Origin of the sequence: Cupriavidus sp. Agwp_2 (assembly GCF_040784895.1) — a bacterium.
Taxonomy (GTDB): domain Bacteria; phylum Pseudomonadota; class Gammaproteobacteria; order Burkholderiales; family Burkholderiaceae; genus Cupriavidus.
This window is the reverse complement of record NZ_CP088083.1, coordinates 2,194,936-2,214,913: the sequence shown is the minus strand read 5'-3', so window position 1 is coordinate 2,214,913 and position 19,978 is coordinate 2,194,936. Positions and strand designations below refer to the sequence as shown.

Sequence of the window (19,978 nt, the reverse complement as noted above, 5' to 3'; positions counted from 1 at the left end):
GCATGCAGACCATTCAAATGAGCCTGTGGGTGATCGCCTTGCTGGTGGCGCTCGCGCTGCTGTTCGACTTCATGAACGGCTTCCACGACGCGGCCAACTCGATCGCCACGGTGGTGTCCACGGGCGTGCTCAAGCCGCACCATGCGGTCGCGATGGCGGCGATGTGCAACGTCGTCGCGATCTTCGTCTTTCACCTGAAGGTGGCGGCCACCGTAGGCACCGGCACCATCGATGTCGGGATCGTCGACCACTACGTCATCTTCGGCGCCCTGGTCGGGGCGATCGCCTGGAACGTCATTACCTGGTACTACGGCATCCCGTCGTCGTCGTCGCACGCACTGATCGGCGGGCTGGTGGGCGCGGCGGTGGCCAAGGCCGGCACCGGTGCGCTGGTCGGCAGCGGCCTGCTGAAGACCGTGGCCTTTATCCTGATCTCGCCGTTCCTGGGCTTCCTGCTGGGCTCGATCATGATGGTGATGGTGGGCTGGACCTTCTTCCGCACTCCGCCGTCGCGTGTAGACCGCTGGTTCCGCCGGCTGCAGCTGGTGTCGGCCTCGCTGTACAGCCTGGGCCATGGCGGCAATGACGCGCAGAAGACCATCGGCATCATCTGGATGCTGCTGATCGCCAGTGGCCACGTGATGGCTGGCGGCCAGCCGCCGACCTGGGTGATCGTGAGCTGCTACGTGGCCATCGGCATGGGCACGCTGTTCGGCGGCTGGCGCATCGTGCGCACCATGGGACAGAAGATCACCAAGCTCAAGCCGGTGGGCGGCTTCTGTGCCGAGACCGGCGGGGCGCTGACGCTGTTCTTTGCCTCGGCGCTGGGCGTGCCGGTGTCGACCACGCATACGATCACAGGGGCCATCGTCGGCGTCGGTTCTGCGCAGAAGATGTCCGCGGTGCGCTGGGGCGTGGCCGGCAATATCGTGTGGGCCTGGGTGTTGACGATTCCGGCATCGGCCTTCATGGCGGCGATCGCATGGTGGATCGGGCGCCATATCCTGTAACGCGGGATTGGGCGGTCATGCAAAAAGCCAGGCAGCTGCCTGGCTTTTTTTTGTTTGCCCGCGTGCCGGGCGCTCAGCGGTTGGCGAAGGCGGCGATGGGGTCGTCGTCGTCAGGCAGTGGGGCCGGTTCTGGTACCAGCGGGGCCGGCGCAGGGACTGGTGTAGCTGGCGGGGGCAGGTTGATCGCGCCGGAAACCACCCGCCGCGCGCCGTTGTAGCGCGAGGCCCAGTAGGGCTTGCCCATGTCCTCCAGCCGCACGGTGCCGCCAGACGACGGCGCATGGACAAAGCGGTTCTGGCCGACATAGATGCCGACGTGCGAGTTGGCGCGTCCGGTGGTGTTGAAGAACACCAGATCGCCTGAAGCGACTTCGCTGCGGTCGAGCGTGCTGCCGCGGGTCCCCATGGCTTCGGTGGTGCGCGGCAGGTTCACGTTGGCGGCACGGGATACCACATAGCGCACCAGTCCACTGCAGTCGAAGCCGGAGTCCGGCGTGTTGCCACCATAGCGGTAAGGCGTGCCGACCAGCGACATCGCCTGGATCGAGATTTCTTCCAGCCCGGCGCTCGGATCGACCATGGGCTTGCCGGGCGTGCGTGGCAAGCTGCCATGGCGAGAGGGAGGGGAACTGGCGCACGCTGCCAGCAGCAGCGCGGTGGCGCATAGCAGCGGCAGGCCGGCCCGGGCAAGCAGGCCTGGCGGTGCGGGAGGATGGGAAGAACTATGGGTACGGCGCAATGGCATCCTTGGATTCCGGTCGCCGGCCTGCCGGCGCACCGGAAACCTTGCCGCTACCAGCGTAGCTGGGCGTTGCGCGTACCGGTGCTGACCTTGATCGACTTGGCCTGGCCCTTGTAACTGGCTTCGATATTGTAGCTGCCTTCTGGCGCACGTATCAGGCAGCGGGGGCCGGCGGCGCGGAAGGTAGCGACCTCCTGTTCGTCGCGTACCAGCTTGACGGCAACATCGGACAGGAACTCGCCCGCGGTGCCCTGGGTGAACAGGATGCCGATATTGAAATCCTTTTCGCGCGCGGCAAGCGCCTGGCGCTCGTCTTCGGCGACACCGCCGCAGACATAGCTCACCGGGCCCATGGTGCGGATCACCAGGTCGTCAGCCGCGGCGCGCGCAGGGCGCGGGCTGCCGGCCAGTGCCATGGCTGCGGCGATCAGCGCGGCCAGGCGGAGATGCTGTTGGTTCATCGACGCCTCCAGTGGGGTGCGGGACAACAAGCGCATGTGCGGACATCATAGCCGCAATGCGCTTGCCATTCACGACAACGGGCCGGCGCACCCGCCCGCAAGGGGTAGGCGCGCCGGCCCGCTGCCCGCGTCAGAGTACGTCGCCGGCGTGGTCCGCCAGGCGCGAGCGCTCGCCGCGCGCCAGCGTGATATGCCCGCTGTGGCTCCAGCCCTTGAAGCGGTCCACCACGTAGGTCAGGCCAGACGAGCCCTCGGTCAGGTACGGCGTGTCGATCTGCGCGATATTGCCCAGGCAGATGATCTTGGTGCCGGGGCCCGCTCGCGTCACCAGCGTCTTCATCTGCTTGGGCGTCAGGTTCTGCGCCTCGTCGATGATGACGAACTTGTTGACGAAGGTGCGGCCGCGCATGAAGTTCATGCTCTTGACCTTGATGCGCGAGCGGATCAGCTCCTGCGTGGCCGCCCGGCCCCAGTCGCCGGCGCTGTCGTCGCTCTTCTGCAGCACTTCCAGGTTGTCGTCGAAGGCGCCCATCCACGGCTGCATCTTCTCTTCCTCGGTGCCGGGCAGGAAGCCGATGTCCTCGCCGACCGGCACGGTGGCGCGAGTGACGATGATCTCGTTGTAGAGCTTCTGGTCGAGCACCTGCTCCAGCCCCGCTGCCAGCGCCAGCAGCGTCTTGCCGGTACCGGCCTGGCCCAGCAGCGTGACGAAGTCGATGTCCGGATTCATCAGCAGGTTGAGCGCGAAGTTCTGCTCGCGGTTGCGCGCGGTCACGCTCCACACGTTGTTCTTGTGGTGCGTGTAGTCCTTGAGCGTCTGCAGCAGCGCGGTCTTGCCATTGATTTCCTTGACCTGCGCGTACAGCGGCAGGCTGCCGTCGACCGGTTCCAGGTAGACGAACTGGTTGACCAGGAAGGACGGCACCAGCGGCCCGGTCAGGCGATAGAACATCGCGCCGGACTTGGGGTCCTGCCAGCTTTCCACGCCCTTGCCGTGCTTGGCCCAGAAGTCGCCGGGCAACTGCATGACGCCGGCGTAGAGCAGGTCCTTGTCTTCCAGGACCTGGTCGTTGTAGTAGTCCTCAGCCGGCAGCCCCAGTGCGCGCGCCTTGATGCGCATGTTGATGTCTTTGGACACCAGCACGACCTGGCGCTCGGGGTACTGCTGCTGCAGCGCGCTGACCACGCCCAGGATCTGGTTGTCGGCCTTGCCTTGCGGCAGGCCCTCGGGCAGCTTGATGTCGTTCAGTCGCGTCTGGAAGAACAGCTTGCCCTGCGCGTCGCGGTTGCCGAGTTTTTCCAGCGGCAAGCCTTCGTCGAGTACGCCGTCGGTGCCGCCCACCAGCGAATCGAGCGTGCGGCTGACCATGCGCGCGTTGCGCGCGACTTCGCTCATGCCCTTCTTGTGGTTGTCCAGTTCTTCGAGCGTCATCATCGGCAGATAGATGTCGTGTTCCTCGAAGCGGAAGAGCGAGCTCGGGTCGTGCATCAGCACGTTGGTGTCGAGCACGAACAGCTTGCTCGGGCCTTCGGTCTTGCGCGCGCGGCGCGAGGTGCCGGCCACGGGCTTGACCAGGCTGACCGGCGGGGCGTTGACCGCCGGCGCCGGCCCTGCCGGGGTTTCGGTGCTGCGGGCGCGGGTGCCACCGGCGGCGCGTGCCTTCACGGCAGGCTGCTTGGCCTCGCCGGTTTCCAGCAATGCCACGCGCTCGAGTGCCGGCACAGGTTTCTTGGCCTGTGTGGCGGACTTGGCCTTGGGCACCGCGGAGACCGGAGCGAATTCGCTCGGATCCAGCAATTGGGCAGGCTTGGCGGGCATGGTAGGCAGCGGCATGCTTGGCTTTCCTTTCAGGGGGACGAGAGAGGGGCGAAAGCGTCCGTGCCGCGACGCACGGCGGCGTCGTGGCCAGGGGCCGGGGCATGCATGCGCGAGGCACCCGGCGCGGACAGGCATGAGTGCAAACAAAAAAGCCGCCATGCCTGCATAACAGGGTTGGCGGCTTCTTTGCGGACCGGCGACACGGCGGGTCCGCGACCGGCCTGTGGCGCGAACCGCCTGGGCCGGGAAGTCGAATCAGCGTGGCATCCGGAATCTGAACTCATTACGGGCCAATGTATCCGAAGGTCCCGGGTTTGGCAATTGGGTTTGCCAACCCTTTGCGGCGCCGGCTGTACGCGGAATGCACGCACGCAATACCTCAGATGGCGCGCACCAGTTCCAGGATTTCGTCGACATGGTTCGGCACCTTGATGCCGCGCAGCTCGTGCCGCAGGATGCCCTTGCCGTCGATGACAAAGGTGCTGCGCTCGATGCCCCGATGCTCCTTGCCATAAAGCTTTTTCATCTTGATGACATCGAACAGTGAACACACCGCTTCGTCGGCATCGGAGATCAGTTCGAACGGAAGCTCGAGCTTGGCCTTGAAGTTTTCGTGCGAGCGGATGCTGTCGCGAGAGAGGCCGAACACCTGCACGCCGGCCTTGATGAAGTCATCGTACTGGTCGCGGAAGTTCATGGCCTCCGTGGTGCAACCCGGCGTGTTGTCCTTCGGGTAGAAGTACAGCACCACCGTCTTGCCGCGGAAGTCGGCAAGGCGGAAGGTGGCGTCGCCTGTCATCGGCGCGCTGAAGTCGGGTACGGCCTTGTTGAGACTGATCGTCATTCTTGTGGCTCCTGGGCAAGGGGCAGGGAGATTCGGGAAGGGGGTGCTGCCACCGTAGCGTGAGCAGATTGGGGCGCGCACCCGGACTTCAAGCGTGGCGTGGGCTCAACTTTGCTTGGGCGCCGCGGGGCCGCGTCGGTGTCAGACGGCGTCGGCAGCCGGTTCGAGCAGCAGCACCGCGGCCACCTTGCGGCCTTCGGCCATCAGGATGTTGTAGGTGCGGCAGGCGGCCTGCATGTCCATGGCATCGACGCCCACATGGCGGCGCGACAGCGACGCGGTCAGGCGCGGATGCGGGAAGCGCAGCCGGGAGCCTGTGCCGAGCAGCACCACTTCGGGCCCGAGTTCGGCCAGTTGCTCGAAATGAGCCGGCTCCAAGTCTTCGAAGCGGTTCACCGGCCAGGGCCGGATCTCGCCTTCGGGCATGACCAGGATCGAGGTGGTGTGGCGGACGAGGTTGATCTCGATGTAGTCAGGCCCATAGGCCGTGACGGTATTCAGCGACGGGGTCTGGTCGGCGTGGAGTTTCACTTGGAGGCCTCTGCGGCGGCCGCCGCGGATTGCCTGGCCGGCCCGTGGGGCGGATGGCCGGCAGCGCGGGCGGTCGTGGTGTGACGGGCAGGACAGGCGCAGGGGCGGGCCATGGCCCGCGGTCGATTGCCGTACGCGCGGCTGGCGTACGCTGCAATGCAAGAATCCCTGCCGAAGTCTGTCATAATCCGATAAATTATAGCTTTTGCCTCCCTGTTTGCCACGCCCGTGCCACACCCGCGTTGCATTGCAGCGGACGGCGCCTCCGCGTTCGTTCAGATTTAGCCAGATGCTCTGCCCGGTGCCGCCGACGCGGCACACTATCCCTGCCCGACAGCCTGCCCCGACATCGCCGTGAAACCCATCCAGAAATCCAACAAACTCAATAACGTTTGCTACGACATCCGCGGTCCGGTGCTGGAAAAGGCCAAGCAGATGGAGGAAGAAGGGCACAAGATCATCAAGCTGAATATCGGCAACCTGGCCGTTTTCGGTTTTGACGCGCCGGAAGAGATTCAGCAGGACATGATGCGAAACCTGCCGAATTCGGCAGGTTATTCTGATTCGAAGGGTATTTTCGCCGCGCGTAAGGCGATCATGCACTATACCCAGCAAAAAAATATCGAAGGCGTTGGCCTGGACGATATTTATGTTGGCAATGGCGCCTCCGAACTGATCGTGATGGCGGTCAACGCGCTGCTCAACACCGGCGATGAGGTGCTGGTGCCGGCGCCTGACTACCCGCTGTGGACCGCCGCGGTCAGCCTGTCGGGCGGCACGCCGGTGCACTATATCTGCGACGAGGCCAACGACTGGATGCCGGATCCGGCCGATATCCGTGCCCGCATCACGCCGCATACCAAGGCCATCGTCATCATCAACCCGAACAACCCCACCGGGGCACTGTATTCGGACGAACTGCTGCTCGAAATCGTTTCCATCGCGCGCGAGCACGGCCTGATCATTTTCGCCGACGAGATCTACGACAAGGTCCTGTACGACGGCGTCACCCACACCTCGATCGCGTCGCTGTCGACCGACGTGCTGACGGTGACCTTCAACGGCCTGTCCAAGAACTACCGCTCGTGCGGCTACCGCGCCGGCTGGATGGTGGTGTCGGGCGACAAGCGCCCGGCCATCGACTACATCGAAGGCCTGAACATGCTGTCGTCGATGCGCCTGTGCGCCAACGTGCCGGGCCAGTGGGCGATCCAGACCGCGCTGGGCGGCTACCAGAGCATCAACGACCTGGTCGCGGAAGGCGGGCGCCTGCGCCGCCAGCGCGACCTGGCCTATGAACTGATCACCGCGATTCCGGGCGTGACCTGCGTCAAGCCCAAGGCGGCGCTGTACCTGTTCCCGAAGCTGGACCTGTCGATGTATCCGGTGCAGGACGACCAGGAGTTCATTTACGAACTGCTGCAGGAGTCCAAGGTGCTGCTGGTGCAAGGCTCCGGCTTCAACTGGGCCAAGCCCGACCATTTCCGCATCGTGTTCCTGCCGCATGAGGAAGACCTGCGCGAGGCCATCAACCGCATCGCGCGTTTCCTCGAGGCGTACCGGAAACGCCACGGCAAGGCAGCGGCCTGATTTCGCGGGCCGCGCCGCAACCCATCCTTAGCAACTCAGAAGATTGTCCATGAACCCCATCAAAGTTGGCCTGCTCGGCATCGGTACCGTCGGTAGCGGCACGTTCAACGTGCTCAAGCGCAATCAGGAAGAAATTCGTCGCCGCGCCGGCCGCGGCATCGAGATTGCCGTGGTGGCCGATCTCAACACCGAACGCGCGCGCGAACTGACCAACGGGGAAGTGGAGATCGTCAGCGACGCGCACCAGGTGGTGACGCGCCCCGACATCGACATCGTCATCGAGCTGATCGGCGGCTACGGCGTGGCCCGCGAACTGGTGCTCAAGGCGATCGAGAACGGCAAGCACGTGGTCACCGCAAACAAGGCGCTGCTGGCCGTGCATGGCAACGAGATCTTCGAAGCCGCGCGCAAGAAGGGCGTGATCGTCGCCTTCGAAGCCGCGGTCGCCGGCGGTATCCCCATCATCAAGGCGCTGCGCGAAGGCCTGACCGCCAACCGCATCCAGTGGATCGCCGGCATCATCAACGGCACCACCAACTTCATCCTGTCGGAGATGCGCGACAAGGGCCTGGATTTCGACGTGGTCCTGAAGGAAGCGCAGCAACTGGGCTACGCCGAGGCCGATCCCACGTTTGACATCGAGGGCGTCGATGCCGCGCACAAGGTCACGCTGATGAGCGCGATCGCGTTCGGCATGCCGGTGCAGTTCGACCGCGCGCACGTGGAAGGCATCACCAGGCTGTCCGCCACCGACATCAAGTACGCCGAGGAACTGGGCTACCGCATCAAGCTGCTCGGCATCACCCGCCGCCGCGATGACGGCGTGGAGCTGCGCGTGCATCCGACCCTGGTGCCCGCCGCCCGCCTGATCGCCAACGTTGAAGGCGCAATGAACGCCGTGCTGGTGCAGGGCGACGCCGTGGGCGCGACGCTGTACTACGGCAAGGGCGCCGGCGCCGAGCCGACCGCTTCGGCCGTGATCGCCGACCTGGTCGACGTGACCCGCCTGCACACCGCCGACCCGAACCATCGCGTGCCGCACCTGGCGTTCCAGCCGGACGAGCTGTCGAGCGTGCCGGTGCTGCCGATCGAAGAGATCAACAGTTCGTACTACCTGCGCATGCGCGTTGCCGACGAGACCGGTGTGCTGGCCGAGATCACCCGCATCCTGGCCGAGGGCGGCATCTCGATCGACGCCATGCTGCAAAAGGAATCGCGCGAAGGCGAGCCGCAGACCGACATCATCATCCTGACGCACATCACGCGCGAGAAGCACGTCAACGCCGCCATCGCCAAGATCGAGGCGCTGCCGACCGTACTGTCCGCCGTGACGCGCCTGCGCATGGAAGAACTGAACTAAGCGCAGCCACCGTACAGCCACAGAGCCACATGAAATACCAGTCGACCCGCGGCCATGACATGCCGCAATCGTTCTCCGAGATCCTGCTCGGCGGTCTGGCCCCGGATGGCGGCCTGTATCTGCCGAAGCAGTATCCGCAAGTCACGGCCGACGAGCTGGAGGCCTGGCGCAAGCTGCCGTACGCCGACCTGGCCTACGAGATCCTGCGCAAGTTCTGCGATGATATTCCCGCCGAGGACCTGCGCGCGCTGACGCGCAAGACCTATACCGCCGAGGTGTACTGCAATGCGCGCGAAGGCGATAACACCGCCGACATCACGCCGCTGCGCACGCTGGGCGAGGAAGGCGGCACCAGGCTGCAACTGCTGGGCCTGTCCAACGGCCCGACGCTGGCCTTCAAGGACATGGCGATGCAGTTGCTCGGCAACCTGTTCGAGTACGCGCTCGCCCGTGCCGGCCAGGAGCTGAACATCCTGGGCGCCACCTCCGGCGACACCGGCAGCGCCGCCGAATACGCGATGCGCGGCAAGCGCGGCATCCGCGTGTTCATGCTGAGCCCGCACCGCAAGATGAGCGCGTTCCAGACCGCGCAGATGTTCAGCCTGCAGGATCCGAACATCTTCAACCTTGCCATCGAAGGCGTGTTCGACGACGCCCAGGACATCGTCAAGGCCGTCTCCAACGACCACGATTTCAAGGCCCGCCAGAAGATCGGCACGGTCAACTCGATCAACTGGGCGCGCGTGGTGGCCCAGGTGGTGTACTACTTCAAGGGCTGGCTGCTCGCCACCGATGGCCCGGGCCAGAAGGTCTCGTTCTGCGTGCCGTCGGGCAACTTCGGCAACGTCTGCGCCGGCCATATCGCGCGCATGATGGGCCTGCCGATCGACAAGCTGGTGGTTGCCACCAACGAGAACGACGTGCTCGACGAGTTCTTCCGCACTGGCGCTTACCGTGTGCGCAAGTCGGCCGAGACGTACCACACCTCCAGCCCGAGCATGGACATCTCCAAGGCCTCGAACTTCGAGCGCTTTGTGTTTGACCTGCTGGGCCAGGACGCCGGCAAGCTGGCGGCGCTGTTCCGCGACGTGGAAGAGCAGGGCGGCTTCGACCTGTCGGGCACGCCGGAATTCGACCGCATCCGCGAGTTCGGCTTTGTCTCGGGGCGCAGCACGCACGAGGACCGGGTGGCGACCATCCGCGACCTGTCGTCGCGCTATGGCATCACCATCGATACCCACACCGCCGATGGCGTCAAGGTGGCGCGCGAGCATCTCAGCGCCGGCGTGCCGATGGTGGTGCTGGAAACCGCGCTGCCGGCCAAGTTCGCCGACACCATCCGCGAGGCGCTTGGGCATGAGCCGGAGCGCCCGGCCAGGTTCGAAGGCATCGAGAGCCTGCCGCAGCGCTTTGAAGTGATGCCGGCCGACGCGGCCAAGGTGAAGGCCTATATCGCCGGCCACACCGGCCTGTAAGCACGCTGGCGCCATGGGCACGCTGCGGCACCGCCGCGTGCCGTGTCCGCGCCAACTCGCTACAATCAGGCTGCGGGCCCGATCCTCGGCCCCCGGATTGCTTTCCCCATCATAGGCGGATGGCAATGCGCGGGCCGTTTCTTTTTGGTCAACCCGCATGGGCCAACCCTTCCTGCACATCGCACCATGACCCAAGCCGCAGCACCTTCCCGTCCCCCGATGCTGACCATGGCCCAGGCGCTCGACGCACTGCTGTCCGCCGCGCGCCCGCTGGCGCAGGTGGAGCAGCTCGACACGCTAGACGCCAACGGCCGCGTGCTGGCCGCGCCCGTGACCAGCACGCTGCGCGTGCCGCCGGCGGACAACACCTCGATGGATGGCTACGCCATGCGTGCCGCCGACGTCCCGGCAGCGGGCGCGCGGCTGCGCGTGTCGCAGCGTATTCCAGCGGGGCATGTCGGCACCGAACTGCAGCCTGGCACCGCCGCGCGCATCTTTACCGGCGGCCTGATCCCGCCGGGTGCCGACGCCGTCGTGATGCAGGAGCAATGCACGGCTGAAGGCGAGGATGTGATCGTCAACCACGTGCCGCAATCCGGTGAATGGATCCGGCGTGCAGGTGAGGATATCGAGGCCGGCAGCGTGATCCTGCCGGCCGGCACGCGGCTGACGCCGCAGGCGCTGGGGCTCGCCGCGTCGGTTGGCCAGGCAAAGCTCGACGTGGTGCGCCGTGTGCGCGTCGCGGTGTTTTTCACCGGCGACGAACTGGCGATGCCGGGCGAGCCGCTCAAGCCGGGTGCGATCTATAACTCGAATCGCTTCACGCTGCGTGGCCTGCTGGAAAACCTGGGCTGCGAGGTCACCGACTTCGGCATCGTGCCCGATACGCTGGCGGCGACGCGCGAAACGCTGCGCCGCGCGGCTCAGGGCCACGATCTGATCATCACGTCGGGCGGCGTGTCGGTCGGCGAGGAAGACCATATCAAGCCTGCGGTCGAGGCCGAAGGCCGGCTCGACATGTGGCAGATCGCGATCAAGCCGGGCAAGCCGCTGGCCTTCGGCCAGGTCACCAGCGCGGGGTCCGAGCCAGCGTTCTTCCTGGGTTTGCCGGGCAACCCGGTGTCGAGCTTCGTCACCTTCCTGCTGTTCGTGCGACCGTTCATCCTGCGCCAGCAGGGCGTGACTGACGTGGCGCCGCGCCGCCTGCCGCTGCGCGCCGATTTCGAGCTGAACAAGGGTGACCGCCGCAATGAGTTCCTGCGTGCGCGCATCAACGCCGAGGGCGGGCTGGATCTGTTCCCCAACCAGAGCTCCGGCGTGCTCACTTCCACGGTATGGGGCGACGGGCTGATCGACAACCCGCCCAACCAGGCCATCGCGCGCGGCGATACCGTGCAATTCATTCCGTTTGACGGCCTGCTCGCGTAGCCGGCCCGCATTACCCGTCAGTACCGTCAGTACAAAGAGGCAGTCATGACCATCGAACTACGATTCTTCGCCAGCGTGCGCGAACAGCTCGGCGTGGCCGAGGAGCGCGCCGAAGTGCCGGCCGAGGTGCGCACCGTGGGCGAGCTGCGCCAGTGGCTGCGCCAGCGCGGCGGCGCCTGGGCCGAGACCCTGGCCGAAGGCCGCGCGCTGCGCATGGCCGTCGACCACGCGGTGGCGCGCCCTGATACGGCGATCACCGATGGCTGTGAAGTGGCTTTCTTCCCGCCCGTTACCGGAGGCTGAGATGAGCGTCAGGGTTCAGCGCGAGGATTTCGACCTGGGCGCCGAGGTGGCGGCACTGCGCGCCGGCAACCCGCAGGTCGGCGCGGTCGCCAGCTTTATCGGCACCGTGCGCGATGTCAGCGAGGGCAGCGCCGTCAGCGCGATGGAGCTGGAGCACTACCCGGGCATGACCGAGAAAGCGCTGGCGCAGATCGAGGCGGCGGCGAGCGCGCGCTGGGAACTGCTGGGCGTGACCATCATCCATCGCGTCGGCCCGCTGCTGCCGCTCGACCAGATCGTGCTGGTCGCGGTCGCATCGAAGCATCGCGGCAATGCGTTCGCGGCTTGCGAATTCATCATGGATTACCTCAAGTCCGAAGCGCCGTTCTGGAAGAAGGAAGAAACGCCGGAAGGCGCGCGCTGGGTCGATGCGCGCGTGACCGATGAGGACGCGCTGAAGCGTTGGGGCATTGCGTCGATCAACGCCAGCGGCGAGGTCAGCGAGGACAAGCCCTGATGGGTCCGATGGGGTTTGTTGCCGTCGGCGTCGGCGCCGCGGCGGGGGCATGGCTGCGCTGGGGCTTCTCGGTGCTGTGGAATGCGCTCAACCCCGCGCTGCCGTACGGCACGCTGGCTGCCAACCTGCTGGGCGGCTACCTGATCGGGCTGGCCGTCGGCTTTTTCGATACCCACGCCGGCCTGCCGCCGGAATGGCGCCTGCTGGCAATCACCGGTTTCCTCGGCGGCCTGACCACGTTCTCGACCTTCTCCAGCGAGGTGATTGCCAACCTGCTTGCCGGCGATTACGGCTGGGCAGCGATGCACCTGCTGCTGCACCTGGGCGGCTCGCTGCTGCTGACCGCGCTGGGGCTCTGGACTTACCGCGTGCTGGCCTGATCCACAAGCGCGCGCAGCGCGGCATTGAATGCCTGCGGCTGTTCCATGTGCGGACTGTGGCCGGCGTCGGCGACCACGCTCAGGCCCGCGCCGGGCTGCAAGGCGCGGGTGGCGATGCCTACCGCCGGCGCATATAGCCGGCTGGCCTCGCCATACAGGTGGAACAGCGGCAGGCGCGCGGCGCGCAGCGTGTCGCGGAAATCCTGCCTTGCCATGTCTTCCCATAGCGATGCCAGCGTGGCGGCCTCGCAGCTCTCTGCCATCCGCGCAATGCGCCGCATCGCCGCGCCGTCCGGGCGCCGTCCTGCCGCCCACAATCCCAATGCCACCGATGGCGCCAGCCGCGGCCAGTCGGCACGTATGCGTGCCGCCATCTGCCTGGCAAGGTCCATGTCGTAATGGCCATGCAGGCCGTGCGGCCATTGCCGGTCGGTGACCAGCCGTGGCGTCATGTCGATGCTGCCGACCGCCGCCAGTGGACAACCCGGATGGTCACGCAGCAGCGTCCATGCCACCATCGCGCCCATCGACCAGCCCACCACGACCACATCGGCCAGTCGAAGGTGGCCGACCAGTGCCGCGGCATCGCGGGCGAGCGCCGCGATAGTGGTGCCGGTGCCGTGCCTCGACAGTCCGTGGCCGGCATGGTCGGGCGCAATCACCCGGAACCCCGCCTGCACCAGCGCGCGCTGGCCGTCGAAGGCTTCGCCGTTGACCGACCAGCCGTGCAGTAGCAGCAGCGGCCGGCCGTCGCCGGCTTCGCGCCAGCCCGGCAAGGCGCCATGCGCCGGATGGGTGGCAAAGGGCGGGGCGGCGGCACTGACACAAGCCGAATCGGGAGCGTCCAACGGCGTGTCTCTCCAGGCAGTGGGTGGGAAGCGATGCAACGGAGGGCAGGGTGCCCCTCTATTGACATCCATGCCGGTCAATTTATACGATGAAACATGAATCAGATATCAGGTTTTGCCTGCATATCGGTTTCCGGGGTGGCGGCAGGCGCGAGGAGGTGCCTGCGGCGTGACCCGAAGCGGCTGGCATTCCAATGACAAGGCGCTCGGCGCCACCGGAGACAAGATGTCCCAGACCGAGACTGGCGAAGTCGGCGAAGTCGGCGAAGCCCGCGAAACACACGGCATGGCCCGCGCCGGCGGCATGTGCCCGCCCAAGACCGCGCGGGGGCAGAAGACCCGCGCGGCACTGCTGCGCGCCGCGGAAAAAGTGTTCGGCGAGAAGGGCTACTACGCCGCGTCGATCTCCGAGATCACGCAGGAAGCCAAGGTCGCCATGGGCACCTTCTACCTGTACTTCAAGGACAAGGAAGACATTTTCCGCGCGCTGGTCAGCCATATGCTGGAACTGGTGCGCGCCCACCTGCGCAAGCACGTGGCCAACGCCGCCAGCCAGATGGAAGCCGAGCGGCTGGGCCTGAAGGCCTTTCTCTCATTCGTTTCGCGCCACAAGAACCTGTACCGCATCGTGCTGGACTCGTATTCGGTGGACGAGACCATCTACAGCAGCTATTTTCAGGTCTTTGCCGAGCTCTACAGCCGGCGGCTGGAGCGCGCCGAAGAGCAGGGCGAGATCGTCCCCGGCGATGCCGAGGTGCGCGCCTGGTGCCTGATCGGCATCAGCAACTTCCTCGGCATGCGCTATGCGCGCTGGAAGCGTCCGGCCTCCATGGAGAAGGTGGTCGACACCGCCTTCGACCTGATCGCCCACGGCCTGCAGCCGCGATGACCATGGCCGAAAATCCGCTGGTCTTGCTCGAACGCAGGGACGGCGTGGCGCTGCTGCGCCTGAACCGGCCGCAGCGGCATAACAGCCTCGTGCCGGCCCTGCTGGAAGCCCTGCTGGGCGCGCTGGACGAAATCGAGGCCGACACGTCGGTCCGCGCCGTGGTGCTGACGCATGCCGGGCGCAATTTCTCGACCGGTGGCGACGTGGCGGCCTTCGCGGCGCAAGGCGATGGCATTGCCGCTTACGCCAGCGAGCTGCTCGCGCTGCTGAACCGTTCGATCCTGCGTCTCGCGGCGCTGCGCTGCCCGGTAGTGGCCGCCGTCGAGGGCTGGCTGACCGGCGGTTCGCTCGGGCTGGTGCTGGCGTGCGACATGGCCGTACTGGCGCAGGATGCGCGCATCGCCCCGTTCTACACGGTGGTGGGCTTCAGCCCGGATGGCGGCTGGACGGCGATGCTGCCGCAGTGGCCGGTCCGGCACGGGCGCGTGGCTGGCAGTTGAACAACACGGTCGTCGCGGCGCCGGATGCCGTCGCGCACGGCCTGGCCTTCGCGCTGTCGGCACCCGGTGCGGCAGAGGCCGAGGCGATCGCGCTGGCGCGCGGCGTGGCGGACAAGGTTCCCGGCAGCGTGGCGCGTACCCGCGCGCTGCTGCGCTGGGACGCCGAAGCGCTGGCGGCGGACCTGGAGCGCGAGCGCGCCGCCTTCGTCGCGCAGATTGCCAGCGCGGAGAGCGCCGACGGCATGCGCCGCTTTCTTGCCGGGCGCACGCGAGAGTAGCCCGGCAGCAGAGATTCCACGCAGTTGCAGCAGGTTCCAGCCCTTCCGACGAAAAAAGAAACCGAACACAGGAGACAGCCATGCAAAGCAACCCCTTCGCCATACGCGCCCTGGTCATGGCCGCCGGCCTTCTGGCCACCGGCGCCGCACTGGCCAAGGACATCCGCATCGCCCACGTCTACGACAAGACCGGCGCGCTGGAAGCGTATGCCAAGCAGACCCAGACCGGCCTGCTGATGGGCCTGGAATACGCCACCAACGGCACCATGACCGTCAACGGCAACAAGCTGGTGGTGATCGAAAAGGATACGCAGGGCAAGCCTGATGTAGCCAAGGCGCAGCTTGCTGCCGCCTACAGCGATGACCGCGCCGATATCGCCGTCGGCCCGACCTCGTCCGGCACCGCGCTGGCGATGCTTTCGGTGGCGGAGGAATACAAGAAGGTGCTGCTGGTCGAGCCCGCCGTCGCCGACTCGATCACCGGCGACAAGTGGAACCGCTATATCTTCCGCACCGGCCGCAATTCGTCGCAGGACGCGATCTCCAACGCCGTGGCGCTGGACAAGCCTGGCGTGACCATCGCCACGCTGGCGCAGGACTATGCGTTCGGCCGTGACGGCGTGAAGGCGTTCAAGGGCGCGCTCAAGAATGCCAGGATCGTCCATGAGGAATACCTGCCCACCAGCACGACGGACTTCACTGCCGGCGCGCAGCGCTTGTTCGATGCGCTCAAGGACAAGCCCGGCCGCAAGGTGATCTTCATCATCTGGGCCGGTGCCGGCAACCCGTTCAAGATCGCCGATCTCGATCCCAAGCGCTACGGCATCGAGATCGCCACCGGCGGCAACATCCTGCCGGCGATGACCAGCTACAAGAATTTCCCGGGCATGGAGGGCGCCACGTACTACTACTTCGGCATCCCCAAGAACAAGGCCAACGAATGGCTGGTGTCGAACCACTACAGCAAGTTCAAGGCGCCGCCCGATTTCTTCACCGCCGGCGGCATGACCGCGGGCATCGCGCTGGTCGAGGCGCTGAAGAAGACCAACGGCGACACCGGCACCGACAAGCTGATCATGGCGATGGAAGGCATGTCGTTCGAGACGCCCAAGGGCAAGATGACGTTCCGCAAGGAAGACCACCAGGCGATGCAGTCGATGTACCACTTCAAGATCAAGGTGGATCCGGCCTTTGCCTGGGGCGTGCCTGAGCTCGTGCGCGAGATCAAGCCCGAAGAAATGAACGTGCCCGTGCGCAACCAACGCTGATGAACGCGCCAGCCCCCTCCGCCCCCTCCGCCCGCTCTGCCGGCCTGCCGGCGTCGCAGTCGCCCGCGGCCCAGCGCGGCACGGCCGCGGCGGCCGGCGTCCGGCCGCTGCTGGAGACGCGCGACCTGACCATCCGCTTCGGCGGCCATGTCGCGGTCAATGCGGTGTCGTGCGCGTTCCGGCCGGGCGAGCTGACCTGCATCGTCGGCCCGAACGGCGCCGGCAAGACCACGTACTTCAACCTGGTCTCGGGGCAGTTGCCGCCCACTGCCGGGCAGATCCTGCTCGACAGCGAGGACGTGACGCGCCTGCCGGTGTCGCAGAAGACCCGGCGTGGCATCGGCCGGGCCTTCCAGCTGACCAGCCTGTTCCCGCAGCTGTCCGTGCTGGAGAACGTGCGGCTGGCGGTGCAGGCGCGGCAGCAGCGCGGCATCGACCTGTTCTCGCTGTGGACCAGCGACCGCGACGTGCGCGCGCAGGCGCTGGCGATCCTGGAGCGCGTGGCGCTGGCAGGCAAGCAGCACCTGACGGTAGGGTCGCTGCCCCATGGCGACCAGCGCAAGCTGGAAGTCGGCATCCTGCTGGCGTTGCAGCCGCGCGTGTTCATGTTCGACGAACCCACCGCGGGCATGAGCGTGGACGAGGTGCCGGTGATCCTGGACCTGATCCGCGAGATCCGCCAGGACCGCAGCAAGACCGTGCTGCTGGTCGAGCACAAGATGGACGTGGTGCGCTCGCTGGCCGACCGCATCATCGTGCTGCACAACGGCACGCTCGTGGCTGACGGCGACCCCGCCGAGGTGATCGCGTCGCCGGTAGTGCAGCAGGCTTACCTGGGCATGGCGGAGGAAGAGAAGGAGGGCGGCAACCATGGCTGACGCGCAACACGCCACGCCTATCCTGCGGCTGCAGGGCGTGCAGACCCATATCGGCCCGTACCACATCCTGCACGGCGTCAGCTTCGACGTGCCGCGCGGCGGCGTGACCATGCTGCTGGGACGCAATGGCGCCGGCAAGACTACGACGCTGCGCACCATCATGGGTTTGTGGCAGGCGAGCACGGGCACGGTGACCTTCGACGGCACGGACATCACTCGCCACAGCACGCCGTCGATCGCGCAGGCGGGCATTGCCTACGTGCCGGAGAACATGAGCGTGTTCTCCGACCTCACGGTGGCCGAGAACATGCGCCTGGCCGCGCGCAACGGCGCCATCGACGAACGGCGGCTGGACTGGGTGTTCCGCATGTTCCCGGCGCTCAAGACTTTCTGGCACCAGCGCGCCGGCGTGCTGTCGGGCGGGCAGAAGCAGATGCTGTCGGTGGCGCGCGCCATCATCGAGCCGCGCAAGCTGCTGATCGTTGACGAGCCCACCAAGGGGCTGGCACCCGCGATCATCCAGAACATGATCCATGTATTCCGCGAGCTGAAGCAGACCGACGTGTCGATCCTGCTGGTGGAGCAGAACTTCAACATGGCGAAATCGGTGGGGGATACGGTGGCGGTGATGGATGACGGGCGCACCGTGCATGCGGGGACGATGGCGGCGCTGGCGGGCGATGAGGCGCTGCAGCAGCAACTGCTGGGGCTGTCGCTGGCGGCGCACCAGTAACGCGGGACGAGACCAATGACCACTTCTACGACCTTGCCGGCCACCGCGCCGGCAGCCCTGCCCAAGATCCGGCTCGACTGGACCCCGCTGGCCCTGGCGCCGCTGCTGATGCTGCTGGCCTTCCCGCTGGTCGGCAGTCCATCGACCTGGCTCACGCTGACCATTGCCGGGCTGGCGATGGGGATGATCATCTTCGTGGTGTCCTCCGGCCTGACGCTGGTCTTTGGCCTGATGGACGTGCTCAACTTCGGCCACGGCGCCTTCATCGCGCTGGGTGCCTACGTGGCGGCATCGGTGCTGCTGCCGATGGCAGGCTGGGTGGAGGCGGACAGCCTCGTGCAGAACCTGGCGGTGTTCGCGCTGGCGATCGCCGCCGCCATGGTCGCCGCCGGCGCGGTCGGCCTGTTCTTCGAGCGCGTGGTGGTGCGTCCGGTCTATGGACAGCACCTGAAGCAGATCCTGATTACCATGGGCGGCATGATCGTCGCCGAGCAACTGATAAAGGCGATCTGGGGCCCGGAAACCATCGCGCTGCAGGTGCCCACCACGTTCCGTGGCGCGGTGCTGCTGGGCGATGCCGCGATCGAGAAATACCGGCTGATCGCGATGGCGCTCGGTCTGGTGATCTTTATCGCGATGCTGCTGCTCCTCAACCGCACCCGCATCGGCCTGCTGATCCGCGCTGGCGTGGAGAACCGCGAGATGGTCGAAGCGCTCGGCTACCGCATCCGCCGGCTGTTCATCGGCGTGTTTGTTGTCGGCGCCGGCCTGGCCGGACTGGGCGGCGTGCTGTGGGGGCTGTACCAGCAGAACATCACCGCGGCGATCGGCGCGCAGGTGAACGTGCTCATCTTTATCGTCATCATCATCGGCGGGCTGGGCTCGACCACGGGCTGCTTCGTCGGCGCGTTGCTGGTTGGCCTGATGGCGAACTACACCGGCTTCCTGTTCCCGAAGGTTGCGCTGTTCTCCAACATCCTGCTGATGATGCTGATCCTGTTGTGGCGTCCGCAAGGGCTGTTCCCGGTGGCGCGGCGCTGAACGGAAGGACACGACCATGATCCGACTTCTCTCCGGCGACCTGCCGCGCAGCCGCGTGCTGACCGTGATCCTGCTGCTGATCCTGCTGGCGCTGGCCTGCGCGCCGTTCGCTTTCCCCGGCGCGCGCGCGCTGAACATGGCAGCCAAGATCTGCATCTTCGTGGTGCTGGTGGCCAGCTATGACCTGCTGCTGGGCTACACTGGCATCGTCTCGTTTGCGCATACGATGTTCTTCGGCATCGGCGGCTACGGCGTCGCCATCGCGATGTCGCGGATGGAGCCGGGCTGGGGCGCGCTCGCGGTGGGCGCCGTCGGTGCGCTGGCGGTCTCGGCGCTGCTGGCGTTCCTGATCGGCCTGTTCTCGCTGCGCGTGCGCGCGATCTTCTTCGCGATGATCACGCTGGCAGTGGCGACCGCGTTCGCCACGCTGGTATCGCAGCTGTCGGAGTGGACCGGCGGCGAGGACGGGCTGACCTTCAAGGTGCCTGAGATGCTGCGCCCCGGCTTTTCGATCGGAGACGCGGAGTTGCTGGGCGTGCCGCTGACCGGCAAGCTGCTGAGCTACTACCTGGTGTTCGCCGGCGCGCTGGTGCTGTTCCTGTTGCTGCTGCGCATCGTCAACTCGCCTTTCGGCCGCGTGCTGCAGGCGATCCGCGAGAATGACTTTCGCGCTGAGGCCATCGGCTACCGCACTGTGGTCTACCGCACGGTGTCGACGGTCTTGTCTGCGATGTTCGCCACGCTGGCGGGGGTGCTGATGGCGGTGTGGCTGCGCTATAACGGTCCTGATACCTCGCTGTCGTTCGAGATCATGGTCGACATCCTGCTGATCGTGGTGATCGGCGGCATGGGTACGATCTACGGCGCGGTGATCGGCACGGTGCTGTTCCTGGTGGCCCAGACCTACCTGCAGGACGTGATGAAGCTGGCCAGCGACGCCACCACGGCGCTGCCGCTGCTGTCGTCGCTGCTGCATCCGGACCGCTGGCTGCTGTGGCTGGGGCTGCTGTTTATCCTGAGCGTCTACTACTTCCCGCAAGGCGTGGTGGGGCGGCTGCGCGGCAATCGTGCCGTGCAGGACGTGGCAACCTGAGCGGAGACCCG

Annotated in this window: 22 protein-coding genes; 16 read left to right on the top strand and 6 right to left on the bottom strand. The window is 66.3% G+C overall.

Features of this window, described 5'->3' with window-relative positions:
• The first annotated feature begins 2 nt into the window (after window positions 1-2).
• Entirely contained in the window at window positions 3-1,010 is a 1,008-nt protein-coding gene (locus LPA45_RS10400; protein ID WP_029048704.1) for an inorganic phosphate transporter, read from the top strand.
• A 73-nt stretch (window positions 1,011-1,083) separates the two neighbouring features.
• Here LPA45_RS10400 and LPA45_RS10395 read toward each other — a convergent pair whose 3' ends face one another.
• The 5 genes from LPA45_RS10395 to LPA45_RS10375 form a co-directional block, all read right to left on the bottom strand.
• Complete coding sequence (locus tag LPA45_RS10395) at window positions 1,084-1,755, bottom strand: C40 family peptidase (protein ID WP_317921171.1); 672 nt, start codon at window positions 1,753-1,755, stop codon at window positions 1,084-1,086.
• A gap of 47 nt (window positions 1,756-1,802) precedes the next feature.
• The gene (locus tag LPA45_RS10390; RefSeq protein WP_116320464.1) at window positions 1,803-2,213 is read right to left on the bottom strand and encodes a hypothetical protein; all 411 of its coding nucleotides are present in this window, start codon (window positions 2,211-2,213) and stop codon (window positions 1,803-1,805) included.
• Window positions 2,214-2,343: 130 nt separating this feature from the next.
• Window positions 2,344-4,047: a PhoH family protein gene (locus LPA45_RS10385; RefSeq protein ID WP_317921168.1), complete on the bottom strand. Its 1,704-nt coding sequence runs from the start codon at window positions 4,045-4,047 to the stop codon at window positions 2,344-2,346.
• 364 nt (window positions 4,048-4,411) lie between these two features.
• Window positions 4,412-4,876 (bottom strand): peroxiredoxin, encoded by a 465-nt coding sequence (locus tag LPA45_RS10380; RefSeq protein WP_116320466.1) that lies wholly within the window; start codon window positions 4,874-4,876, stop codon window positions 4,412-4,414.
• Between the two features lie 141 nt (window positions 4,877-5,017).
• The gene (locus tag LPA45_RS10375; protein ID WP_317921166.1) at window positions 5,018-5,407 is read right to left on the bottom strand and encodes an Mth938-like domain-containing protein; all 390 of its coding nucleotides are present in this window, start codon (window positions 5,405-5,407) and stop codon (window positions 5,018-5,020) included.
• Between the two features lie 354 nt (window positions 5,408-5,761).
• Between LPA45_RS10375 and LPA45_RS10370 the strand changes: the two genes are divergently transcribed.
• The 7 genes from LPA45_RS10370 (at window position 5,762) to crcB (ending at window position 12,439) form a co-directional block, all read left to right on the top strand.
• Window positions 5,762-6,997 (top strand): pyridoxal phosphate-dependent aminotransferase, encoded by a 1,236-nt coding sequence (locus LPA45_RS10370; protein WP_116320468.1) that lies wholly within the window; start codon window positions 5,762-5,764, stop codon window positions 6,995-6,997.
• Window positions 6,998-7,046: 49 nt separating this feature from the next.
• Complete coding sequence (locus LPA45_RS10365; protein ID WP_317921164.1) at window positions 7,047-8,357, top strand: homoserine dehydrogenase; 1,311 nt, start codon at window positions 7,047-7,049, stop codon at window positions 8,355-8,357.
• A 29-nt stretch (window positions 8,358-8,386) separates the two neighbouring features.
• Window positions 8,387-9,832 carry a threonine synthase gene (gene thrC, locus LPA45_RS10360; protein WP_317921162.1) on the top strand — a complete coding sequence of 482 codons (1,446 nt, stop codon included), beginning with the start codon at window positions 8,387-8,389 and terminating at the stop codon, window positions 9,830-9,832.
• A gap of 186 nt (window positions 9,833-10,018) precedes the next feature.
• Window positions 10,019-11,260: a gephyrin-like molybdotransferase Glp gene (glp, locus tag LPA45_RS10355; RefSeq protein ID WP_317921161.1), complete on the top strand. Its 1,242-nt coding sequence runs from the start codon at window positions 10,019-10,021 to the stop codon at window positions 11,258-11,260.
• Between the two features lie 45 nt (window positions 11,261-11,305).
• Entirely contained in the window at window positions 11,306-11,563 is a 258-nt protein-coding gene (moaD, locus tag LPA45_RS10350) for a molybdopterin converting factor subunit 1 (protein ID WP_029048714.1), read from the top strand.
• Window position 11,564: 1 nt separating this feature from the next.
• Window positions 11,565-12,059, top strand: a complete 495-nt coding sequence (gene moaE / locus LPA45_RS10345; RefSeq protein ID WP_317921160.1) for a molybdopterin synthase catalytic subunit MoaE — start codon at window positions 11,565-11,567, stop codon at window positions 12,057-12,059.
• The gene (gene crcB, locus LPA45_RS10340; RefSeq protein ID WP_116320473.1) at window positions 12,059-12,439 is read left to right on the top strand and encodes a fluoride efflux transporter CrcB; all 381 of its coding nucleotides are present in this window, start codon (window positions 12,059-12,061) and stop codon (window positions 12,437-12,439) included. Before moaE ends, crcB begins: the two co-directional genes overlap by 1 nt.
• Here crcB and LPA45_RS10335 read toward each other — a convergent pair.
• Window positions 12,421-13,287, bottom strand: a complete 867-nt coding sequence (locus LPA45_RS10335) for an alpha/beta fold hydrolase (RefSeq protein ID WP_317921158.1) — start codon at window positions 13,285-13,287, stop codon at window positions 12,421-12,423. The genes crcB and LPA45_RS10335 overlap by 19 nt on opposite strands.
• A 226-nt stretch (window positions 13,288-13,513) precedes the next feature.
• On the opposite strand from LPA45_RS10335, the gene LPA45_RS10330 reads away from it, so the two are divergent.
• From LPA45_RS10330 to LPA45_RS10295, 8 genes are all read left to right on the top strand, one after another.
• Entirely contained in the window at window positions 13,514-14,176 is a 663-nt protein-coding gene (locus tag LPA45_RS10330) for a TetR/AcrR family transcriptional regulator (RefSeq protein ID WP_317921157.1), read from the top strand.
• The gene (locus LPA45_RS10325; protein WP_317921156.1) at window positions 14,173-14,676 is read left to right on the top strand and encodes an enoyl-CoA hydratase/isomerase family protein; all 504 of its coding nucleotides are present in this window, start codon (window positions 14,173-14,175) and stop codon (window positions 14,674-14,676) included. Before LPA45_RS10330 ends, LPA45_RS10325 begins: the two co-directional genes overlap by 4 nt.
• Window positions 14,673-14,954, top strand: coding sequence for a hypothetical protein (locus LPA45_RS10320; RefSeq protein WP_317921155.1), 282 nt, complete (start codon window positions 14,673-14,675; stop codon window positions 14,952-14,954). Before LPA45_RS10325 ends, LPA45_RS10320 begins: the two co-directional genes overlap by 4 nt.
• Window positions 14,955-15,034: 80 nt before the next feature.
• On the top strand, window positions 15,035-16,222 hold the full coding sequence (locus tag LPA45_RS10315) for a substrate-binding domain-containing protein (RefSeq protein ID WP_317921154.1): 1,188 nt from the start codon (window positions 15,035-15,037) through the stop codon (window positions 16,220-16,222).
• 107 nt (window positions 16,223-16,329) lie between these two features.
• Window positions 16,330-17,100 (top strand): ABC transporter ATP-binding protein, encoded by a 771-nt coding sequence (locus tag LPA45_RS10310; protein ID WP_317921207.1) that lies wholly within the window; start codon window positions 16,330-16,332, stop codon window positions 17,098-17,100.
• Complete coding sequence (locus LPA45_RS10305) at window positions 17,093-17,833, top strand: ABC transporter ATP-binding protein (protein WP_317921153.1); 741 nt, start codon at window positions 17,093-17,095, stop codon at window positions 17,831-17,833. Before LPA45_RS10310 ends, LPA45_RS10305 begins: the two co-directional genes overlap by 8 nt.
• A gap of 15 nt (window positions 17,834-17,848) precedes the next feature.
• Entirely contained in the window at window positions 17,849-18,874 is a 1,026-nt protein-coding gene (locus tag LPA45_RS10300) for a branched-chain amino acid ABC transporter permease (protein WP_317921151.1), read from the top strand.
• Between the two features lie 16 nt (window positions 18,875-18,890).
• Complete coding sequence (locus tag LPA45_RS10295) at window positions 18,891-19,967, top strand: branched-chain amino acid ABC transporter permease (RefSeq protein WP_317921150.1); 1,077 nt, start codon at window positions 18,891-18,893, stop codon at window positions 19,965-19,967.
• Window positions 19,968-19,978 lie beyond the last annotated feature (11 nt).